Source organism: Pseudoalteromonas distincta (assembly GCF_000814675.1).
In the GTDB taxonomy this organism is placed as follows: domain Bacteria; phylum Pseudomonadota; class Gammaproteobacteria; order Enterobacterales; family Alteromonadaceae; genus Pseudoalteromonas; species Pseudoalteromonas distincta.
The window spans coordinates 196,480-213,977 of sequence record NZ_JWIG01000021.1 but is presented as its reverse complement, the minus strand read 5'-3'; the positions used below and the strand labels follow the sequence as shown (position 1 = coordinate 213,977).

Genomic DNA, 17,498 nt, shown 5'->3' with positions numbered 1-17,498 from the left:
CTTAACCCGCCCCTCAAGTTTTCCTGAAATGACTTTTTAGTTGTATTGCTAAATCATAATTAGCCAAGTCTACTTTATTGTGGGCTTTGTAGAGCTGCAAAAATCCTATCTATTTATTCGTACGGTAATCATTCAAACCTTTAAAATTGTTTATAAATCAAAATATAACAGTAACTGTTTTTGCTCATTTTGTTCATGAATTTTATGAATAAAAAGCACACAACGATCATCAATGCACCTTACCTTCTAAATATTTAGTTAATTTCACGTTAACAATAAGCTGCGAGTTAGATAGCAGTTTGTCGTCGCTTATCTACCTGACAATAAATACATACACAAGCGTGGAGAAAATAATGAAAGCAAGTAACACACAACTCGCTTTGGCAGTTGCTGCCGCATTAGCAAGTACATCCGTTTTAGCCGATAACGATACGCAAAAACTACAAGAGCAATTAGATGCGCTGCAAAAAGAAGTAAGTGCATTAAAAACAACCAGTGGTTTTAATTTAGAGTTTGGTGGACGAGTTCAGCTCGACTACAACTATTTTGATGGTGCTTACAATGCCGAGAACGAGGGCTCTGGCGGGAGCGACTTTTTCCCTCGCCGTATTCGTACCTATGTAGAGAGTGAACATGGTAACTGGGATCACAAATTACTTTTAGAATTTGGCGAAGGTGACGCTGAAATAGTGATGGCGCGAGTACGTTATGCGTTCGATAACGGACTTAAAGTTAAAGTAGGTAAAATTCGCGAAGATATCTCGCTAAATGCATTAACCAGTTCAAAACATATTAATACTATTGAGCGTAGTTCGCTTGCTAATACCTTCTCGCCCTTTTTTCGTTGGGGCGCTTCTGCCTATCAATATTTTAAAGACTCTGGCTTTCGTTACGCGATAGGCGTTTACAAAAATGATGCATTTGGTGCAACAGGTAGTGATGAAAACGACAAGCTTACTCTTGCTATTACAGGGCGTGCGACGTGGTCGAGTGCAGCCCCTGGTGATGTAATTCATTTAGGTGCATGGCATTCATATCGCGATATGGGCGGCAATGAACTAGGAGATCGTTTTGCGCGTGGTGAAATACGTGAAACCAATGTACGCCTAGTTAATTATGCTGCAGGCGGTACAACAGTATCATTGGATAGCTTATCGCAGTCGGGACTTGAATTTGCTTTTCAGGCTGACTCTTTAACACTAGAGGCTGAGTACGCAAGCCGTGCATTAGATGCGCTTAATAGTAGTGATGATTTAGATGGAGAACGTTTTGACGGTTTTCATATTTCAGCAAGTTACTTTTTAGGGGGGGAGCAACGACAGTACAAAGCCAGCTCAGCTCTATTTGTTCAACCTAAAAATATTAAAAATGCATGGGAGCTTGTTGCGCGTGTTTCACAAATGGATGCAACGAGTAAAACCCAAGGCAGCGAAGTAACCACCTTTACATTAGGAACAAGCTATTACGTTAGTAGTGACATTAAATTTATGGGCAACCTTATCTACAGCGATGTAGAGGGCCCAGGCACCGCTGCGCTTGTAGGTGATGAAGACTCTGGTATGGGCTTTAGTGCACGTATGCAGTATTTATTTTAAGGAGACACACAATGAAATTATTTAAGTCAGTAAAAACAACATTATTAGCGGCATCATTAGTACTAAGTAGCCCCATGGCAATGGCCGATATTCACTTTTTAGTACCAGCAGGCCCTGGTGGCGGATGGGATACAACAGCTCGCGGTGTAGGTGAAGGTTTAGTAAAGGCAGGCATTGATGATAATGCATCTTTTCAAAATATGTCAGGTGGTGGCGGTGGCCGTGCAATTGCCTACTTAATAGAGTCAGGTACTAAAAAAGGCGATATTTTAATGGTTAATTCAACGCCTATAGTATTGCGAGCCTTAACCGGAAAGATTCCTTACAGTTACCGAGATTTAACACCAGTAGCAAGTATGATTGCTGATTTTGGTGCCTTTGTTGTTCGTAACGATTCGCCCTATAAAACCTGGCAGGATGTTATTAAAGCGCTTAAAGAAGACCCAAGCTCAATTAAAGTAGCTGGTGGTTCAGCCCGTGGCAGTATGGACCACTTAGTTGCTGCACAAGCAGCTAAAGCTGGCGGCATTGATGGCCGTAGAATTCGTTATATTCCATATGATGGCGGTGGCAAAGCAAAAGCAGGCCTACTCTCTGGTGAGGTTAACTTACTTTCGACTGGCTTAAGCGAAGCATTAGAAGTTGCAAATGGCGGACAGGCGCGGGTGTTAGCCGTTACATCGCCAGAGGCTTTAACTGATTATCCACAAATACCTACATTAAAGTCGATGGGCTACGATATGGAGTTTGTTAATTGGCGTGGTTTTTTTGCAGCCCCTAATTTGCCTGCCGATAAATTAGCTCAATACACCGAAAAACTTCGAAAATTACAATCAACTCCTGAGTGGGAAACTGTTCGTGCACGAAATGGCTGGTTAAATCTCTTTCAAGAAAAAGATGAATTTATTGAGTCACTCGAAAAACAAGAAGCGCAGCTTAAAGTGGTAATGCAAGAGCTTGGCTTTATTCGTAAAGCGGATTAATCGAGGTTTTTATGATGAATCGCGAACTACTAGGGCCAAGTTTATTCTTGGCGCTATTTACTCTGTACGCTGTAGTGGCGTGGCAAATTCCACTATTACCGTTTGAAGAATACGAAACCGTTACTTCTGCTACGTTACCAAAAGTTTACGCTGTTTTTGGTATTGTGGTGTGCTTGCTCTCAATTGGTTCTACTTTACTTAAGCCAAACGAAAAAGCAGCAGAAAACCAGCCATTAGAAAAGTCACACATTGTGCGTACTTTAGGCTTATTAGTTTTAATGGTTATCTATAGTGCCATGTTGGAACCTGTTGGCTTTTTAATATCAACGAGCGCTTTTTTATTAGTGGGATTTTTTGTAATGGGTGAAAAGCGCAAGAAGATTTTATTATTTGCCTCTATTCCTGTTGCCGTGGTGTTTTGGTTTTTGATGACTCAAGTATTAGGTATTTACTTGGTTCCGGGCGATTTGTGGAGTTAAGTTATGTTTGATGGAATTATGCTTGGTTTGTCGACCGTGCTCGACTTTAATAATTTAATGTACGTGATAGCAGGGTGTTTGGTGGGTACTTTTATTGGTATGCTACCAGGGCTTGGACCTATAACTGCGATTGCTCTGATGATCCCTATTACTTATAGCATAGGTGCTGATTCGGGTATGATTTTAATGGCCGGTGTTTATTACGGCGCTATTTTTGGCGGCTCTACGTCATCTATTTTAATAAATGCGCCAGGGGTGGCGGGTACGGTGGCTTCATCTTTTGACGGCTACCCGTTAGCAAAGCAAGGCCATGCTGGTAAAGCCTTGGCTATTGCTGCTTATTCCTCGTTTATTGGCGGAACAATCGGCGCCATACTACTTATGGTTGCTGCGCCTCTACTAGCAAAGGTGTCGTTGAGCTTTCAATCCCCCGATTATGTAGTACTGATGTTTTTAGGCTTAACAGCTATTGCTGCATTTTCAAATAAAGGCCAATTTTTAAAAGCAATGATGATGACAGTATTTGGTTTAATGCTGGCAACGGTAGGTATAGATCCATCCTCGGGCACCGAGCGATTTACCTTTGGACAAGCCGACTTACTCGATGGTATTAGCTTTTTATTAATTGCAATGGCAACGTTTGCACTTGCTGAGGCATTAATTAATGTTGTTAAGCCAGAGAAGAAAGACGCTAAAAGTCTTAATGATTCAGATACACCACAAATAGGTTCAACTAAATTAACAAAAGACGAAGTTAAAGATATGGCGCCGGTTGTTGGCCGTTCGTCATTTTTAGGATTTATTGTTGGCGTTTTACCTGGAGCTGGAGCTACTATCGCTAGTTTTATGGCTTATGCAACAGAGCGAAATTTAGCACCTAAAGGCCTAAAGGAAAAATTTGGCAAAGGCTCTTTACGTGGTTTAGCTGCTCCTGAGTCTGCAAATAATGCTGCGTGCACAGGCTCGTTTGTTCCTTTACTAACATTGGGTATTCCTGGTTCTGGTACTACGGCAATTATGCTTGGAGCATTAATCGCTTATGGCATTCAGCCTGGCCCGATGCTTATGCAAGAAAACCCTAGCGTGTTTTGGTCTGTAATTGTAAGTATGTATTTTGGCAACATTGTTTTATTAATTTTAAACCTGCCACTCATCCCTTATTTTGCAAAAGTATTGGCAATGCCAAAGTCGGTACTCACCGTGATGATATTGTTCTTTAGCTTAATTGGTGTTTACTTGGTGTCGTTTAACACATTCGACTTATTTATGATGGTTGGCGTTGCTTTGGTTGCGTTAGTATTACGTCTACTGGCCTTTCCAATGGCACCGTTGTTACTTGGCTTTATTTTAGGAGACATGATCGAGCGAAACTTCCGTCGCTCAATGATGATTTCAGATGGTTCTTTAAGCTTTTTATGGGACAGACCACTCACGTTAAGTATTTTTATACTTTCTATTTTAGTGCTGTTGTTTCCTTTAAAGGATTATTTAAAGCAGCGTCGAGCGGATAAAACAGCGTCTAAGTTACAGCAAGAACAAGTTCAATAGAGAGATAAATGATCAACACCAACAAGCTAAACCCATTGCAAAGCATGGTTAAAAAACCTAAACGATTAGAAACACGTTTAATTATTTGGGTAACAGGGCTATGTGTTTTACAAGCAATATTGTTTGGGGCGTTGGTGTATCAGCTTACAGCGCAAAGTTTACACAACCACATAGGTGATAAAGCACTCGCTGTAGCCAATAGTATTGCGACACGTACAGATGTAATAAATGCGTTAGAGATTAAAGTCGACTTAGCAGCGTTGAACTCGCAGATAGAGACTCTCACAGAGCTCACTGGTGCTGACTTTATTGTGGTTGGCGATATTAATGCGCTGCGTATTATTCACCCTGATGAGCATAAAATTGGCAAGCCTATGGTTGGAGGCGATAGCCAAAACGCCCTCAAAGGCGAGCGCTACATATCGGTTGCGCATGGCAGTATGGGGGAGTCTATTCGCGGAAAAGTACCTGTATATAATGTTAATAATGAAATTATAGGCTTAGTGTCTGTTGGCTTTTTGGTACAATCTATTAACCCTCTGATTTTATCACGCAGTGCTGAGATACTTATCTGGGGGCTGCTGCTTGTTGGCTTAAGTATTGTAGCGGCTGTCTATATTGGGCAGCGAGTACGTAATGCGATATTTGGCTTGCAACCTGATGAAATAGCAAGGTTATTTTCAGAGCAAGATGCTATTTTAAATACTGTTCGTAGTGGCATTATTGCCCTGGACCCTGATGGTAAAGTCCGAAAGCTAAATCAGCGTGCATGCGAAATCCTCGATAAACCGACATCTATAGTCCATAACAATCTTTCCTTGGAAGATTTATTACCCAAGCACGCTAAGTTTTTATTGCGTAATCAGCGACGTAAAATAGTAGGATTTGAATTATTTGCCGCTGATAAACGCCTTATTTTATCGAGATTTTCTTTGCAGGTGCAAGGGCAGGCTGATGGCATTTTACTGAGTATGCGCCCCTCTGATGAACTTGAGTATTTAAGCCAACAACTAACTAAAGTTCAGGCTTTTGCAGAGCTTTTAAGAGTACAAACTCATGACTACTCTAATAAGCTCAATCTAATTGGGGCGTTAGTGCAAATGGGGAAAAATGAACAAGCTATAGAAATAATAGGACAAGAAAGCCAAGGCTCTCAGGCACAAATTCATAACTTGTTAGATCGCATACAAGACCCAGTGCTTGCTGGTTTGTTGGTAGGTAAATACCATAAAGCACGAGAATTAAATGTTGCGCTTGAGCTAAACCCTGACAGCTTGCTTGGTGTTATTGCACGTAAAGAAATGCTAGAACGGGTTATATCTATTTTAGGAAATCTTATTGATAATGCGATTGAGGCTGCTGTGAGGGCATCAGGCTCTCGCTCTGCAAAAGTACGCGTAACCGTTGATGAAACCAGTAAAACTCTCTTATTTGATGTAGAAGACACAGGCTTTGGGTTAGGTTCTGACCATGATGTTATTTTTACACCTCAGTACAGTTCTAAATCAGGGGCAGAGCATGGTATTGGTTTGTATTTGGTAAAAACAAATTTAGACTCATGCGGCGGTACGTTGGAAATTGGTGAGTCAGACCTACTTGGTGCAAGACTAAGTGTTTATATTCCAAAATAATAAGAGCATTAAACATGACGTATTCAGTAGTAATAATTGAAGACGAAGTAGAGGTAGCACAGCTATTAGCGCAGTACTTGTTATTACCAAATGGTATTGCAGGCAATCAAACGCCAAAGCAAAGTTTAAGGCAAGCACAGTATCAGGTAGTGGGCATTGCAGGTAATTTAAGCACGGCAACAGCTTTGCTGCATGCAATTGAACCTGATTTAATTTTACTCGATATACACCTGCCTGATGGTAATGGCTTAGATTTGTTAACTGATTTACGACGACGAACAATTAAAAGTGAAGTGATGCTGCTCACGGCTGCAAAAGAGGTTGAAACCCTTGAAAAAGCAATGCAGTTAGGCGCATGCGACTTTTTAGTTAAGCCATTAATGTTAAACCGACTAGATCAAGCACTTGCACGTTTTGAATCACGTCAGCAATGTTTTTCTGATGCAAGTGAAGTAACGCAGTCAATGGTTGATACGTTATTTGGCTCAAAGCAGCAAACCAATATTTCTAATCGTTTACCAAAAGGGGTCGACCAACTTACCCTGCAAAAAATACATGATGCTTTTGTAGAGCACGCAACCACTGCATTTACTGCTCAGCAAATGGGCGATTTGGTCGGTGTTAGTCGCTCTACAGCACGCCGTTACTTAGAGTATTTGCTTGAATCAGGTAAGTTAACAGCGGATCAAAGTTACGGCAGTATTGGCCGCCCTGAACGTTGCTATAAAATAGCGAAGTAACTTGGTGTATCTGAAACTTAAGTATTAAACGCTATTAATTTCAATGTCTTGCGATTTTTTTGTTATGTTTGATATTTAATAGATTCTGACGATAAAAAAAATATGTTGAATTGATTGCATTTTAAGCGGCTTGTATGGTGATGTTCGCATTAAGTGATGTTATACTCCTGCCGAATAATTTATCGACTTTATTAAGAGTAAAATTAATGGCAGATTTATCGAAGTACAGAAACATTGGTATTTTCGCGCACGTTGATGCGGGTAAAACCACGACTACTGAGCGTATCCTAAAGCTTACTGGTCAAATCCATAAAACAGGTGAGGTTCATGATGGTGAATCTACTACTGACTTCATGGAACAAGAAGCTGAGCGCGGTATTACTATCCAGTCTGCGGCTGTAAGCTGTTTCTGGAAAGATCACCGTTTTAACGTTATCGATACTCCTGGACACGTTGACTTCACAGTTGAAGTATACCGTTCACTTAAAGTATTAGATGGCGGTGTTGGTGTATTCTGTGGTTCTGGTGGTGTTGAACCACAATCAGAAACTAACTGGCGCTATGCTAACGAATCAGAAGTTGCACGTATTATCTTTGTAAATAAATTAGACCGTATGGGTGCTGATTTTTACCGTGTAACTGAGCAAGTACGTAAAGTACTTGGCGCAACTCCACTAATCATGACTTTACCAATCGGTATCGAAGATGAGTTTGTTGGTGTTGTAGATGTTTTAACTAAAAAAGCGTACGTATGGGATGACACTGGTCTTCCAGAAAACTACGAAATCACTGACGTTCCTGCAGACATGGTAGAAAAAACTGATGAATACCATGAAATGCTTATCGAAACTGCTGTAGAGCAAGACGATGACCTTATGGAAGCGTACATGGAAGGTGAAGTACCTTCTATCGAAGATATCAAGCGTTGTATCCGTAAAGGTACTCGTGACCTTGCTTTCTTCCCTACGTTCTGTGGTTCTGCTTTCAAAAACAAAGGCATGCAACTAATCCTTGATGCTGTTGTTGACTACTTACCTGCTCCAACAGAAGTTGATCCTCAACCTCTTATGGATGAAGAAGGTAACGAAAATGGCGAATTCGCAATCGTATCTGCTGACGAACCTTTCAAGGCGCTAGCATTTAAGATAATGGATGACCGTTTTGGTGCATTAACTTTCGTACGTATCTACTCAGGTAAGCTTAATAAGGGTGACACTATCCTTAATGCGTTTACTGGTAAAACTGAGCGTGTTGGCCGTATGGTTGAGATGCAAGCAGATGACCGTAACGAATTAACTAGCGCACAAGCTGGTGACATCATTGCTATCGTAGGCATGAAAAATGTGCAAACTGGTCACACTCTATGTGATCCTAAGCACCCAGTAACACTTGAGCCAATGGTATTCCCAACTCCAGTAATCTCGATTGCTGTACAGCCTAAAGATAAAGGCGGTAATGAGAAAATGGGTGTTGCTATCGGTAAAATGGTTGCAGAAGATCCATCTTTCCAAGTTGAGACTGATGAAGATTCAGGCGAAACTATCCTTAAAGGTATGGGTGAGCTTCACTTAGATATCAAAGTTGACATCCTTAAGCGTACTTACGGTGTAGACCTTATCGTTGGTCAACCACAGGTTGCTTACCGTGAAACTATCACTCGTGAAATCGAAGATAGCTACACGCATAAGAAACAATCTGGTGGTTCTGGTCAGTTCGGTAAAATCGACTACCGCATCAAGCCAGGCGAAGTTGCTTCAGGCTTCACGTTTAAATCATCAGTTGTTGGTGGTAACGTACCTAAAGAATTCTGGCCTGCAGTTGAGAAAGGCTTTAAGTCAATGATGGGCGAAGGTGTTCTAGCTGGCTTCCCAGTATTAGACGTTGAAGTTGAACTTTTTGACGGTGGTTTCCATGCCGTGGATTCATCAGCAATCGCGTTCGAAATCGCTGCTAAAGGTGCTTTCCGCCAATCGATCCCTAAAGCGGGCGCACAACTTCTTGAGCCAATCATGAAAGTTGACGTGTTCACTCCAGAAGATCACGTTGGTGATGTAATCGGTGACCTTAACCGTCGTCGTGGTATGCTAAGCGACCAAGAAGCTGGTTTAACTGGCGTTCGCATTAAAGCTGACGTTCCGTTATCAGAAATGTTCGGTTACATTGGTTCACTACGTACAATGACATCTGGTCGTGGTCAGTTCTCTATGGAGTTCTCACACTACGCACCATGTCCACAAAACGTAGCTGACACAGTAATCGCTGCAGAAAAAGAGAAAAAAGCTGCTAAGTAATTAGCTCTTTAACTCTTTAAAAAAACCCGCACATGATGCGGGTTTTTTATTGCCTATAATTTGGTTTTATTTTTTTATAGTTTTTTATAACTGCTCTTTATTATTAATTAGTCCTATATTTTTAATTAATAAAAAGGTACTAGAGAGCAATTTATTTATATTGTTACAAAGCAGGGATTTGCTATACACGTATATGCACAGAGCGTTATATCAATAGTGAGGAAATTACTGTTGTATCATTTAGCTCGTTTTTTCTTTTCACTATTTTAAAGTAGAACTGGAGAATGGTAAGGTTTTTCATTTTTATAACTGGCAACTCGGTGATGAAACGCAATCAGCTATTTCTAAAATGTACTGTAATAAGTTAGCTAGAAAAATAGAAAAAATTAGCGGTAAATGCAGCGCGTGATTTTTAATTTAGATAAAAAAAGGAGCAATTAATTGCTCCTTTTTTGTTTTTATTTTATAACGCGCTAATTAAACTTTTTTATAGCCTTAGCTTTTAGCGCTTTCATCTTTAGCCTGCGTGGCTTTTTAAAAGATTGTATAGGCATTGATACCATATGCTCTTGTGGCAGTGCCGGAATTGTTTGTGGGTAAGTTCCTTCCTCTGGCACGGAAATCTCTTTTAGATGTACTTTAAGCGCCTCTAGAGTTGAGTCGTTATCAACTTCACTAGGGCAAATAAATATACCTAACTTTCTTAGCTGTACGCCGAGTTTGATACTACTGGTATAACGGATAATTGGAGCACCTAATACTAAGCCTAATAATATAGGTGATAGCCACCAAAAGAATACAGGTGTGAAGTAGTAGGCTGTGCTACCCCATGCTATAGCCACAATAGTAGAGAATAACGTATAACCAAACGCTTCTTTCCACGGAACCATACGACCTTCGCGCGGTTGTGCATCCCACTTCACTTTTTTACCTAAAAATACGCAAAGTACAAAGTAAGCATGAAATACCATCATTAATGGCGCAACAATAATAGCAAATACGGTTTCAATGATTGAACCTAGTATGAGCTTAATTGAACCACCAAAGCGTTTGTTTCTATGTATTAGGGTGACTATTACGCCCATTAATTTAGGCATTAATAAAATAACAATAGTTAAATACAAGAGTGAATCAATAAGATCGGTTTTAGCTATTTGCCATGTAGGAAATAATTGATAAACACGATTAAAGTACACATCACTATTTAATGCGCGCGTTACTGCATCAATAGTACTTAGCGCTAGCATTGAGAGCCAAATTAGTGATGAAATATAGGCTGTTGCACCTAATAGAAAGTGCAGCTTACTCATTAATTTTAATTTAGATGACGATAGTAAACCTAAGTGCTGAATATTACCCTGTACCCAGCGTCTATCGCGTACAGCATAATCGAGAATATTACTTGGTACTTCTTCGTAGCTGCCTTCAATATCTGATAGTAATAGTACATCCCAACCTGCACTATGAAGTAGTGATGCTTCTACAAAGTCATGACTTAAAATCTCACCGCCAAAGGGTGCGTTACCTTTGAGTGTTGGCAAGCCACAGCACGTTATAAATGCTTCAACTCTAATGATTGCATTATGACCCCAGTAGTTGGCTTTATCTGTTTGCCAAAATGCTGAGCCAGTAGCGAGCATTGGGCTATATAGCACTGATGCAAACTGTAAAAAACGACCAAAAAAGGTATCTTGACGAACAGGGATTGGAATCGTTTGGATCAGGCCTGCTTGTGGGTTGTTTAGCATGCTTGTAGTAAGTTCTAACATACATTTACCGGTCATTACGCTATCTGCATCAAGCACAATCATATGGTCATAATTACTTCCCCAGCGCTCACAAAAGTCGGTTAGGTTACCTACTTTGCGGTGTTTGTTATCTTCGCGACGACGATAAAAAACATGCTTTGCTGTATCCCCTAAACGTTCGCACAATGCATGCCATGCACTTAGCTCGTTTTTAACTATTTGAGGGTCTTGTGTATCGCTTAATAAATAAAAATCAAAATTATCAAGCTGACCAGTTTCTTTTAACGATTGTAGACTTACTTCAAAGCCCGCGATAACACGGTGGGTATCTTCGTTATAAATAGGCATTACAACGGCGGTTTTCTGAGCGTTAATTGCCTCGTTATTGAACTTAATTGGTTTAATACGTTTTAACGTAAGCGGGTCAATTCGAAACAACTGTAGTACAAAGCCGATTGTGCCACTACAAAAAGCCGTTACAATCCAAGCAAATGTGATTGAGAATAATACTAAAAGGGCATACTCAAGTAATGTCATACCGTTTGAGCTTAAAATCTCAAACATAATAGATATGCCGTAGCCAGATGTGCCAAGTGCCGCAATGGCAAATAGCCATACTCTTAGTGTTTTGAATGGCATTGGAGTGCCCCTACCTTTATTACTTGATGTCATTTGGGTACCAAACATAGCTCCATACCTCGCTAATTTCTTTGTCACGTAGTTTTAACGATAAACGCATATCAACGGGTTGATCGTCCTGTGGTGCAATTTTAAAGGCTACACGCCATCCACGTGAATCCGGAAGTTTTTGTACATTCACGTCGGTTACTTCGCCTGTTGTAAGTTGAATGTCGGCATCTAGTTTTAACTGTTTAGACAGTTGATTTATTTCTGATCCAGTAAAATCAACAGTAAATTGGCGGTGGCTTTTTGGTGGTGGGTTGTCCTCACCTGGTAAAGCGGCGCTACCAATTCTTGTACGTAGTACACGTGCTTTCTCGTGCTGAGTTAAAACTGAATTAAAGGTGGTCATTTTGTAGCTTAATTTTAATGAATCTCCGGCCTTCATTGGTTTTTCTGGTACCCAGTAACTTACGATATTGTCGTTAGTTTCTGTATCAGTCGGTATTTCTACAAGCTCTACACGACCATTCCCCCACTCACCTTGTGGTTCAATCCATAGGCTAGGGCGGTCGTGGTAATGTGCTTCTGTGTCTAGATAGTTATTAAAGTCTCGGTCTCGTTGAGCTAACCCAAAACCTTTTGGGTTATTGTACGAAAATGAAGTAACGCTGAGTTGTGATGGGTTGTTAAGAGGACGCCATACCCACTTGTCATCAGCAGATTGAGTTAATAGGCCATCCGAGTCATGAACTTCAGGGCGATAGTCATCAAAAAATTTGGTGCTGTTTTCGCCGTGATAAAACATACTCGTTAATGGTGCTACACCTAGTTTTTTAATATCTTTACGCGCAAAAATCTGCATATCAACATCAACTAGCATATTAGTTGTAGGGTCGACGCTAAATTTGTACGCACCAGAAATAGATGGACTATCCAACATTGCAAAAATGGTGATTTGTGTTTGCTCTGGCTTTGGTTTAACTAACCAAAACTCTTTGAACATTGGAAATTCTTCACCCGAATTCTCAGCAGTATCAATGGCAAGGCCTCTTGCTGATAAGCCATAAACTTGTTGAGGGCCAACGACTCTAAAATACGATGCTCCCTGAAATACCATTACTTCGTCTTTATACTCGTTAGTATTTAATGGGTAATGTAAGCGAAATCCAGCATGGCCTAGTTGAGTGCCCGCCACACTTTTAGCTATTTCTTCTTGTAGTGGTGCAGCAGTGCCATCGTATTGGTAAAATTCGGTGCTGAAAGGTAAGCGGCTACGTTTAGAGTCGCTATCAACAGTATTTATTGTTACGGGTGTTTTATATAAAAAACCAGGGTGGAATAATTGCAGCTCGTACAGGCCTTCATCTTTCCACACCGCTTTGTCTTTTTTAAATCGAATTGAACGGTAGTCTTGATAATCAATATTATTTAGCGCTTCAAGCTCGATGTTTTTAGGTGCCACATATTCTTCGCTTGCTAACTTTTTAGCGCGAGCGCTAATTACATCAAATAAGCTACTTTGTGGAATTGCTACATCAACAGTTGCAGCAATCGCTTGGTTGCTATTGCCCCAAGTCGAAAAAATAATAAGTAGACCCAGTAGTGGTGCTGACTTTTTTTGCCATTTAGGCAAGTTTTGGGTTAGTTGTTTCATTCTCATTCCTTTATAAAAACACGACTTATTTTTACGTTTAGGGTAAATATTGATTTGTTTTGTAAGTATCTTCTAATTTACTTAAAGCAAAATGTGAACCTTTATAAAAGTTCATATTTTTCAATAGGAAAAACCAATATACGTAACTCACTGAGGTTTTTGCTGTGTAAAATTCACTCAATCTTATGTAGTTGTTACTGATTAATTACTAGAAGACTCACTAATCGTATGAACATATTACGGGGAGTTTAATGAAGCTTGTCTGAATTACATTTGTATAAAATAAAAAAAGCCGCAAAAGCGGCTTTTTATATGTTTAGATTTTACTTAATTATTTCTTTTTAAATCGACGCACTATTGATAGTGGTGCTAAAAGAAGTGATAACCATAGTAATGAACCTGCATCATTGTCATCATCTGAGCGTAAGTTATTTACCTTAACGGCTACTTTTTCAATGTTTGATAAGTTACCAGCACTATCTTGAGCTTGTACTGTTAAAGTAATACGATTTTCGAATTCGTAATCAATCTCTCCAGCAACAATTAACTGCCCCTCATTGTTAATAGAAACGCTGTCATTATCAGATGTAATAAATTTAACAACAGGTGATTCATCGGCATTTGGATCACTAAAATCGAGCGTGCCGATAATTGTACCAATTGGGCTGTTTTCATCAATTGCAAAAACTTGATCAGCTGCAATTACAGGCGTCTGCTCTTCAGGCGTTAAAGTAATTTCAGATTTAATATCAATGATCACAGGGTCATGGTCTGATGCACGGTATGCACTTTCAGAGTACAAGCTAGATTGTTGACCTTCGCTTTTAAACTCTACATTGTAATCAAGTGAAATAGGTTCATCTGCGTTGATATGCCAATCTGTTGCAGCGACAACTTTGCTAAGTAATGATTGTGTGGCTACTGCATGGTCTAAACTTCCTGCACGACCAGAAAAGCTATAAGAATAACCAAGTGTATCACCATCAATTTCAGCAACTACATTTTTGTAGCCTTTATCAGCAAATGCACGTATTGGATCTTCCATTGCGTAAGCATTCATATCGCCGACTAAAATAGTATCTTCGTCATCAACACCTGTTGGTTTGCTATCAAGCCAATCTGCGAATGCATTAGCACCTTGCGTGCGTATTTCATTCCAACAGCCTTGGCCATCACCTAAATCTGCATTATTTCCAGAAGCACTACCACAGCTTTTAGATTTAAGATGTGACACAGCAACAGTAAATACTTCATCAGTTTCTATTGATTTAAAGCTTTGTGCAATTGGAGCACGGTTACTAAAATCAAATGGAGCCTCAGTTGTAATGGCAGCAGTGCCTACTTCTTCGACTTTGTTAGCACGATAGATAAGTGCGGTAGTAATTGCATCGGTACCAATTTGATCTACGTTAAAATCAACAAATGCATAGTTGTTAGCACTATCTGCATCATTTAATGCATCTACTAAGCTAGCAATTGCACTAAATTCGCCAAAGCCATCATTCTCAATTTCCATTAAACCAACAACATCGGCCTCAATAGCGCTAATAGCACTTACAATTTTAGCTTCTTGACGAATAAATTCAGCTTCAGTATCTGCACCTCGAGATGTAGGGAACCCTCCGCCTTGGCCATCACCATTGAAGTAATTAAGTACGTTAAAGCTAGCTACACGTAAATCTGCTTCAGCATTAAGTTCAGGCGCATCTTCACGTGCATTTGTTGCAATAAACGAAGGCGCTAAAGTTGGGTGAATTCGGTAAAGACCGAAGCTATAAGCAAGTGCCCCTGTAACAGTATTAACAGTATCGCCAGTTCGTAAAGTATTTTCTGCCGATAAGCCTGGAGTTGGATAAGCTGTAGGGTCTAAGTTTTGTACTGTAGAGCCATCATCTATTAAAATCTTTTTAAGTAGATTTTCAGTTTCAACTGCATTAGCAGCATCGCCAGGTAACGCAACCTGGGTACCTTGGTACAAGCGCTCTGTTGCTAATTCAACTTCACCATATCGACCAAGACCAAAGTTATTAGTCACTACTAATGGTTGCTCTAATGTGACTAACATACCTTCAAAAGCTTCTAAATCAGTTGTATTAGCTAAAGGTAAAGTGATTTTTGTAGCTGCTGCAGCTAAACCAGTGCCACACACCGCAACTTGGCTAACACTGCCAATTTGTGTTGCATCAAAATATTCTTCAACAGTACCTTGTACACGTACATGGTCGCCTACATTCACGTCAGTATCTGCAAAATATACAAATACACCTTCAGAGGTAAGTGGGTCTGCATCTATATCAGCAGCCAGTGAGTTAACAAAAAAGCCTTTTAATTGTTCATCACCTTGAAAATCGGCGCTTACAACACCTTCAAGTTCTACTAATGTACCTACAAGTGGGCTAGCAGAGCCATCACCTTGAATAGCATTTATTAGTGTTTTTTCTGCACCACAAACAAGTGGTTCAAGTGGCTCTGGTTCTGGAATTGGTTCAGGTGTTGTTCCACCATTACCTGCATGTGAACCTAATCCATCGAATGCATCAATTTCAAAGCTATCCCACTCTACACTTGGATCAAAAGTTGTGGTTGCATCTGTACGACCACTGGTAATAGCATCTTTACGGCGAAGAGTTTGGTTTTTTGCGGAAACACCGTTTCCTTCCCATGTTGCTTGTACTTCGTATTGACCAAAGCTATCTACGATATTACCGTTTTTAGTTAGTATTAGAGTATCGTCACCATTAAACCCAGTAACGCTGTTTTCCAAATCGGCTTTGGCTTTTAAATCATCAGATGAGCTCGGATTGACAATTACAATAGTAGAATTAGCAGCAAGTGTTCCTGTAAGGTCTACAGAATTACCTACTTCACTTTTACCATTTGAATACAAGCTAAGTGTATACCCTTCAAGAGAAAGCTCCGTATCAGCATTATTATAAAGCTCGATTGCTTTATTATTACTGCTTCCCTCTATATATTCTGAAATGATTAGATCAGCGGATGCTGGTGCACTGAGACTTGCTATAACAAGTGCGAGTGGTGTTATTTTTGTTTTAAACATTTTTTTATTATTCCCGTGTATTAATCCCAAAATGGGACACCAGTTTAGAGAATAAATATGACGGAAATAATACAAAGATGTAAACGAATGTAAATAAAAGGCGGTTTGACCGCCTTTTAATAGAAAATTACTTTTTAGCTAGATATTTTGCGGCTTGCTTAGCAAAGTAGGTTAATATTCCATCGGCTCCTGCACGCTTAAATGCAAGTAAAGATTCCATTATTGTTGCTTCTTCACTTAACCAACCGTTATCAATTGCTGCTTTGTGCATTGCATACTCGCCACTTACCTGATATGCGAAAGTAGGTACACCAAATTCGTCTTTAACACGCCGTACAATATCTAAATAAGGCATACCGGGCTTTACCATAACCATATCAGCGCCTTCTTGTAAGTCTAATGCGACTTCACGTATTGCTTCATCAGAGTTTGCTGGATCCATTTGGTAAGTTTTTTTATCAGCACCTTTTAAGTTACCAGCAGAGCCTACAGCATCTCTAAATGGGCCATAGTAGCTAGATGCGTATTTAGCAGAGTAGGCCATAATTCGAGTATGAATAAACCCATCAGCTTCAAGTGCTTCGCGAATAGCACCAATACGACCATCCATCATATCAGAAGGGGCAACAACATCAGCACCAGCTTCTGCATGGGAAAGTGCTTGTTTAACTAAAATTTCAGTAGTGACATCATTAATAACATAACCTGAATCATCAATAATACCGTCTTGGCCATGCGTAGTGAAAGGGTCAAGTGCTACATCAGTAATCACACCCAACTCAGGAAAAGCTTCTTTTAACGCTCTTACGGTACGTTGCGCTAAGCCATCATCGTTATATGCTTCTTCGGCAAATAATGATTTTTTATCCGCAGGCGTTACCGGAAAAATAGCAACGGCAGGTACGCCAAGTTCAACGAGTTCTTTTGCTTCAACAAGCAGTAAATCAATTGATAGGCGCTCAATACCAGGCATTGATTCAATTACCTCGCGGCGATTTTTACCATCAAGTACAAATACAGGGTAAATTAAATCATTTACGCTAAGCTGGTTTTCAGCCATTAAGCGGCGAGAAAAGTCGCTGCGGCGCATTCTGCGCATGCGAGTATATGGGAAAAGGTCTAATCCTGATTGGGCCATATTAATATG

General features: G+C 40.0%; 11 protein-coding genes. 7 read left to right on the top strand and 4 right to left on the bottom strand.

Features of this window, described 5'->3' with window-relative positions; translation table 11 throughout:
* Positions 1-353 precede the first annotated feature (353 nt).
* The 7 genes from QT16_RS13335 (at position 354) to fusA (ending at position 9,267) form a co-directional block, all read left to right on the top strand.
* Entirely contained in the window at positions 354-1,595 is a 1,242-nt protein-coding gene (locus tag QT16_RS13335) for an OprO/OprP family phosphate-selective porin (protein WP_052201244.1), read from the top strand.
* 11 nt (positions 1,596-1,606) lie between these two features.
* The gene (locus tag QT16_RS13330; protein ID WP_039488688.1) at positions 1,607-2,578 is read left to right on the top strand and encodes a Bug family tripartite tricarboxylate transporter substrate binding protein; all 972 of its coding nucleotides are present in this window, start codon (positions 1,607-1,609) and stop codon (positions 2,576-2,578) included.
* A gap of 11 nt (positions 2,579-2,589) precedes the next feature.
* Complete coding sequence (locus tag QT16_RS13325; protein WP_039488687.1) at positions 2,590-3,057, top strand: tripartite tricarboxylate transporter TctB family protein; 468 nt, start codon at positions 2,590-2,592, stop codon at positions 3,055-3,057.
* Positions 3,058-3,060: 3 nt separating this feature from the next.
* Positions 3,061-4,605 carry a tripartite tricarboxylate transporter permease gene (locus QT16_RS13320; protein WP_039488686.1) on the top strand — a complete coding sequence of 515 codons (1,545 nt, stop codon included), beginning with the start codon at positions 3,061-3,063 and terminating at the stop codon, positions 4,603-4,605.
* Positions 4,606-4,613: 8 nt separating this feature from the next.
* Positions 4,614-6,236 carry an ATP-binding protein gene (locus QT16_RS13315; protein WP_052201245.1) on the top strand — a complete coding sequence of 541 codons (1,623 nt, stop codon included), beginning with the start codon at positions 4,614-4,616 and terminating at the stop codon, positions 6,234-6,236.
* 14 nt (positions 6,237-6,250) lie between these two features.
* The gene (locus tag QT16_RS13310; protein WP_039488685.1) at positions 6,251-6,976 is read left to right on the top strand and encodes a response regulator; all 726 of its coding nucleotides are present in this window, start codon (positions 6,251-6,253) and stop codon (positions 6,974-6,976) included.
* A 206-nt stretch (positions 6,977-7,182) separates the two neighbouring features.
* Positions 7,183-9,267: an elongation factor G gene (gene fusA / locus QT16_RS13305; protein WP_004334977.1), complete on the top strand. Its 2,085-nt coding sequence runs from the start codon at positions 7,183-7,185 to the stop codon at positions 9,265-9,267.
* 473 nt (positions 9,268-9,740) lie between these two features.
* Here fusA and mdoH read toward each other — a convergent pair whose 3' ends face one another.
* The 4 genes from mdoH to hemB all read right to left on the bottom strand — a co-directional run bounded on the left by mdoH (position 9,741) and on the right by hemB (position 17,489).
* Positions 9,741-11,702, bottom strand: a complete 1,962-nt coding sequence (mdoH, locus tag QT16_RS13300) for a glucans biosynthesis glucosyltransferase MdoH (protein WP_039488684.1) — start codon at positions 11,700-11,702, stop codon at positions 9,741-9,743.
* Positions 11,674-13,293, bottom strand: a complete 1,620-nt coding sequence (locus QT16_RS13295; protein WP_039488682.1) for an OpgD/OpgG family glucan biosynthesis protein — start codon at positions 13,291-13,293, stop codon at positions 11,674-11,676. Before QT16_RS13295 ends, mdoH begins: the two co-directional genes overlap by 29 nt.
* Before the next feature lie 331 nt (positions 13,294-13,624).
* Positions 13,625-16,351 (bottom strand): ExeM/NucH family extracellular endonuclease, encoded by a 2,727-nt coding sequence (locus tag QT16_RS13290; RefSeq protein ID WP_039488681.1) that lies wholly within the window; start codon positions 16,349-16,351, stop codon positions 13,625-13,627.
* Positions 16,352-16,478: 127 nt separating this feature from the next.
* Positions 16,479-17,489, bottom strand: a complete 1,011-nt coding sequence (gene hemB / locus QT16_RS13285; protein ID WP_024597079.1) for a porphobilinogen synthase — start codon at positions 17,487-17,489, stop codon at positions 16,479-16,481.
* Positions 17,490-17,498: the final 9 nt, after the last annotated feature.

Coding starts and splice junctions, on each gene's coding strand:
- QT16_RS13325 (WP_039488687.1), top strand. CDS start 2,590: ATGATGAATCGCGAACTACTAGGGCCAAGTTTATTCTTGGCGCTATTT.
- QT16_RS13315 (WP_052201245.1), top strand. CDS start 4,614: ATGATCAACACCAACAAGCTAAACCCATTGCAAAGCATGGTTAAAAAA.
- QT16_RS13290 (WP_039488681.1), bottom strand. CDS start 16,351: ATGTTTAAAACAAAAATAACACCACTCGCACTTGTTATAGCAAGTCTC.
- mdoH (WP_039488684.1), bottom strand. CDS start 11,702: ATGTTTGGTACCCAAATGACATCAAGTAATAAAGGTAGGGGCACTCCA.
- QT16_RS13320 (WP_039488686.1), top strand. CDS start 3,061: ATGTTTGATGGAATTATGCTTGGTTTGTCGACCGTGCTCGACTTTAAT.
- QT16_RS13310 (WP_039488685.1), top strand. CDS start 6,251: ATGACGTATTCAGTAGTAATAATTGAAGACGAAGTAGAGGTAGCACAG.
- fusA (WP_004334977.1), top strand. CDS start 7,183: ATGGCAGATTTATCGAAGTACAGAAACATTGGTATTTTCGCGCACGTT.
- QT16_RS13295 (WP_039488682.1), bottom strand. CDS start 13,293: ATGAAACAACTAACCCAAAACTTGCCTAAATGGCAAAAAAAGTCAGCA.
- QT16_RS13330 (WP_039488688.1), top strand. CDS start 1,607: ATGAAATTATTTAAGTCAGTAAAAACAACATTATTAGCGGCATCATTA.
- QT16_RS13335 (WP_052201244.1), top strand. CDS start 354: ATGAAAGCAAGTAACACACAACTCGCTTTGGCAGTTGCTGCCGCATTA.
- hemB (WP_024597079.1), bottom strand. CDS start 17,489: ATGGCCCAATCAGGATTAGACCTTTTCCCATATACTCGCATGCGCAGA.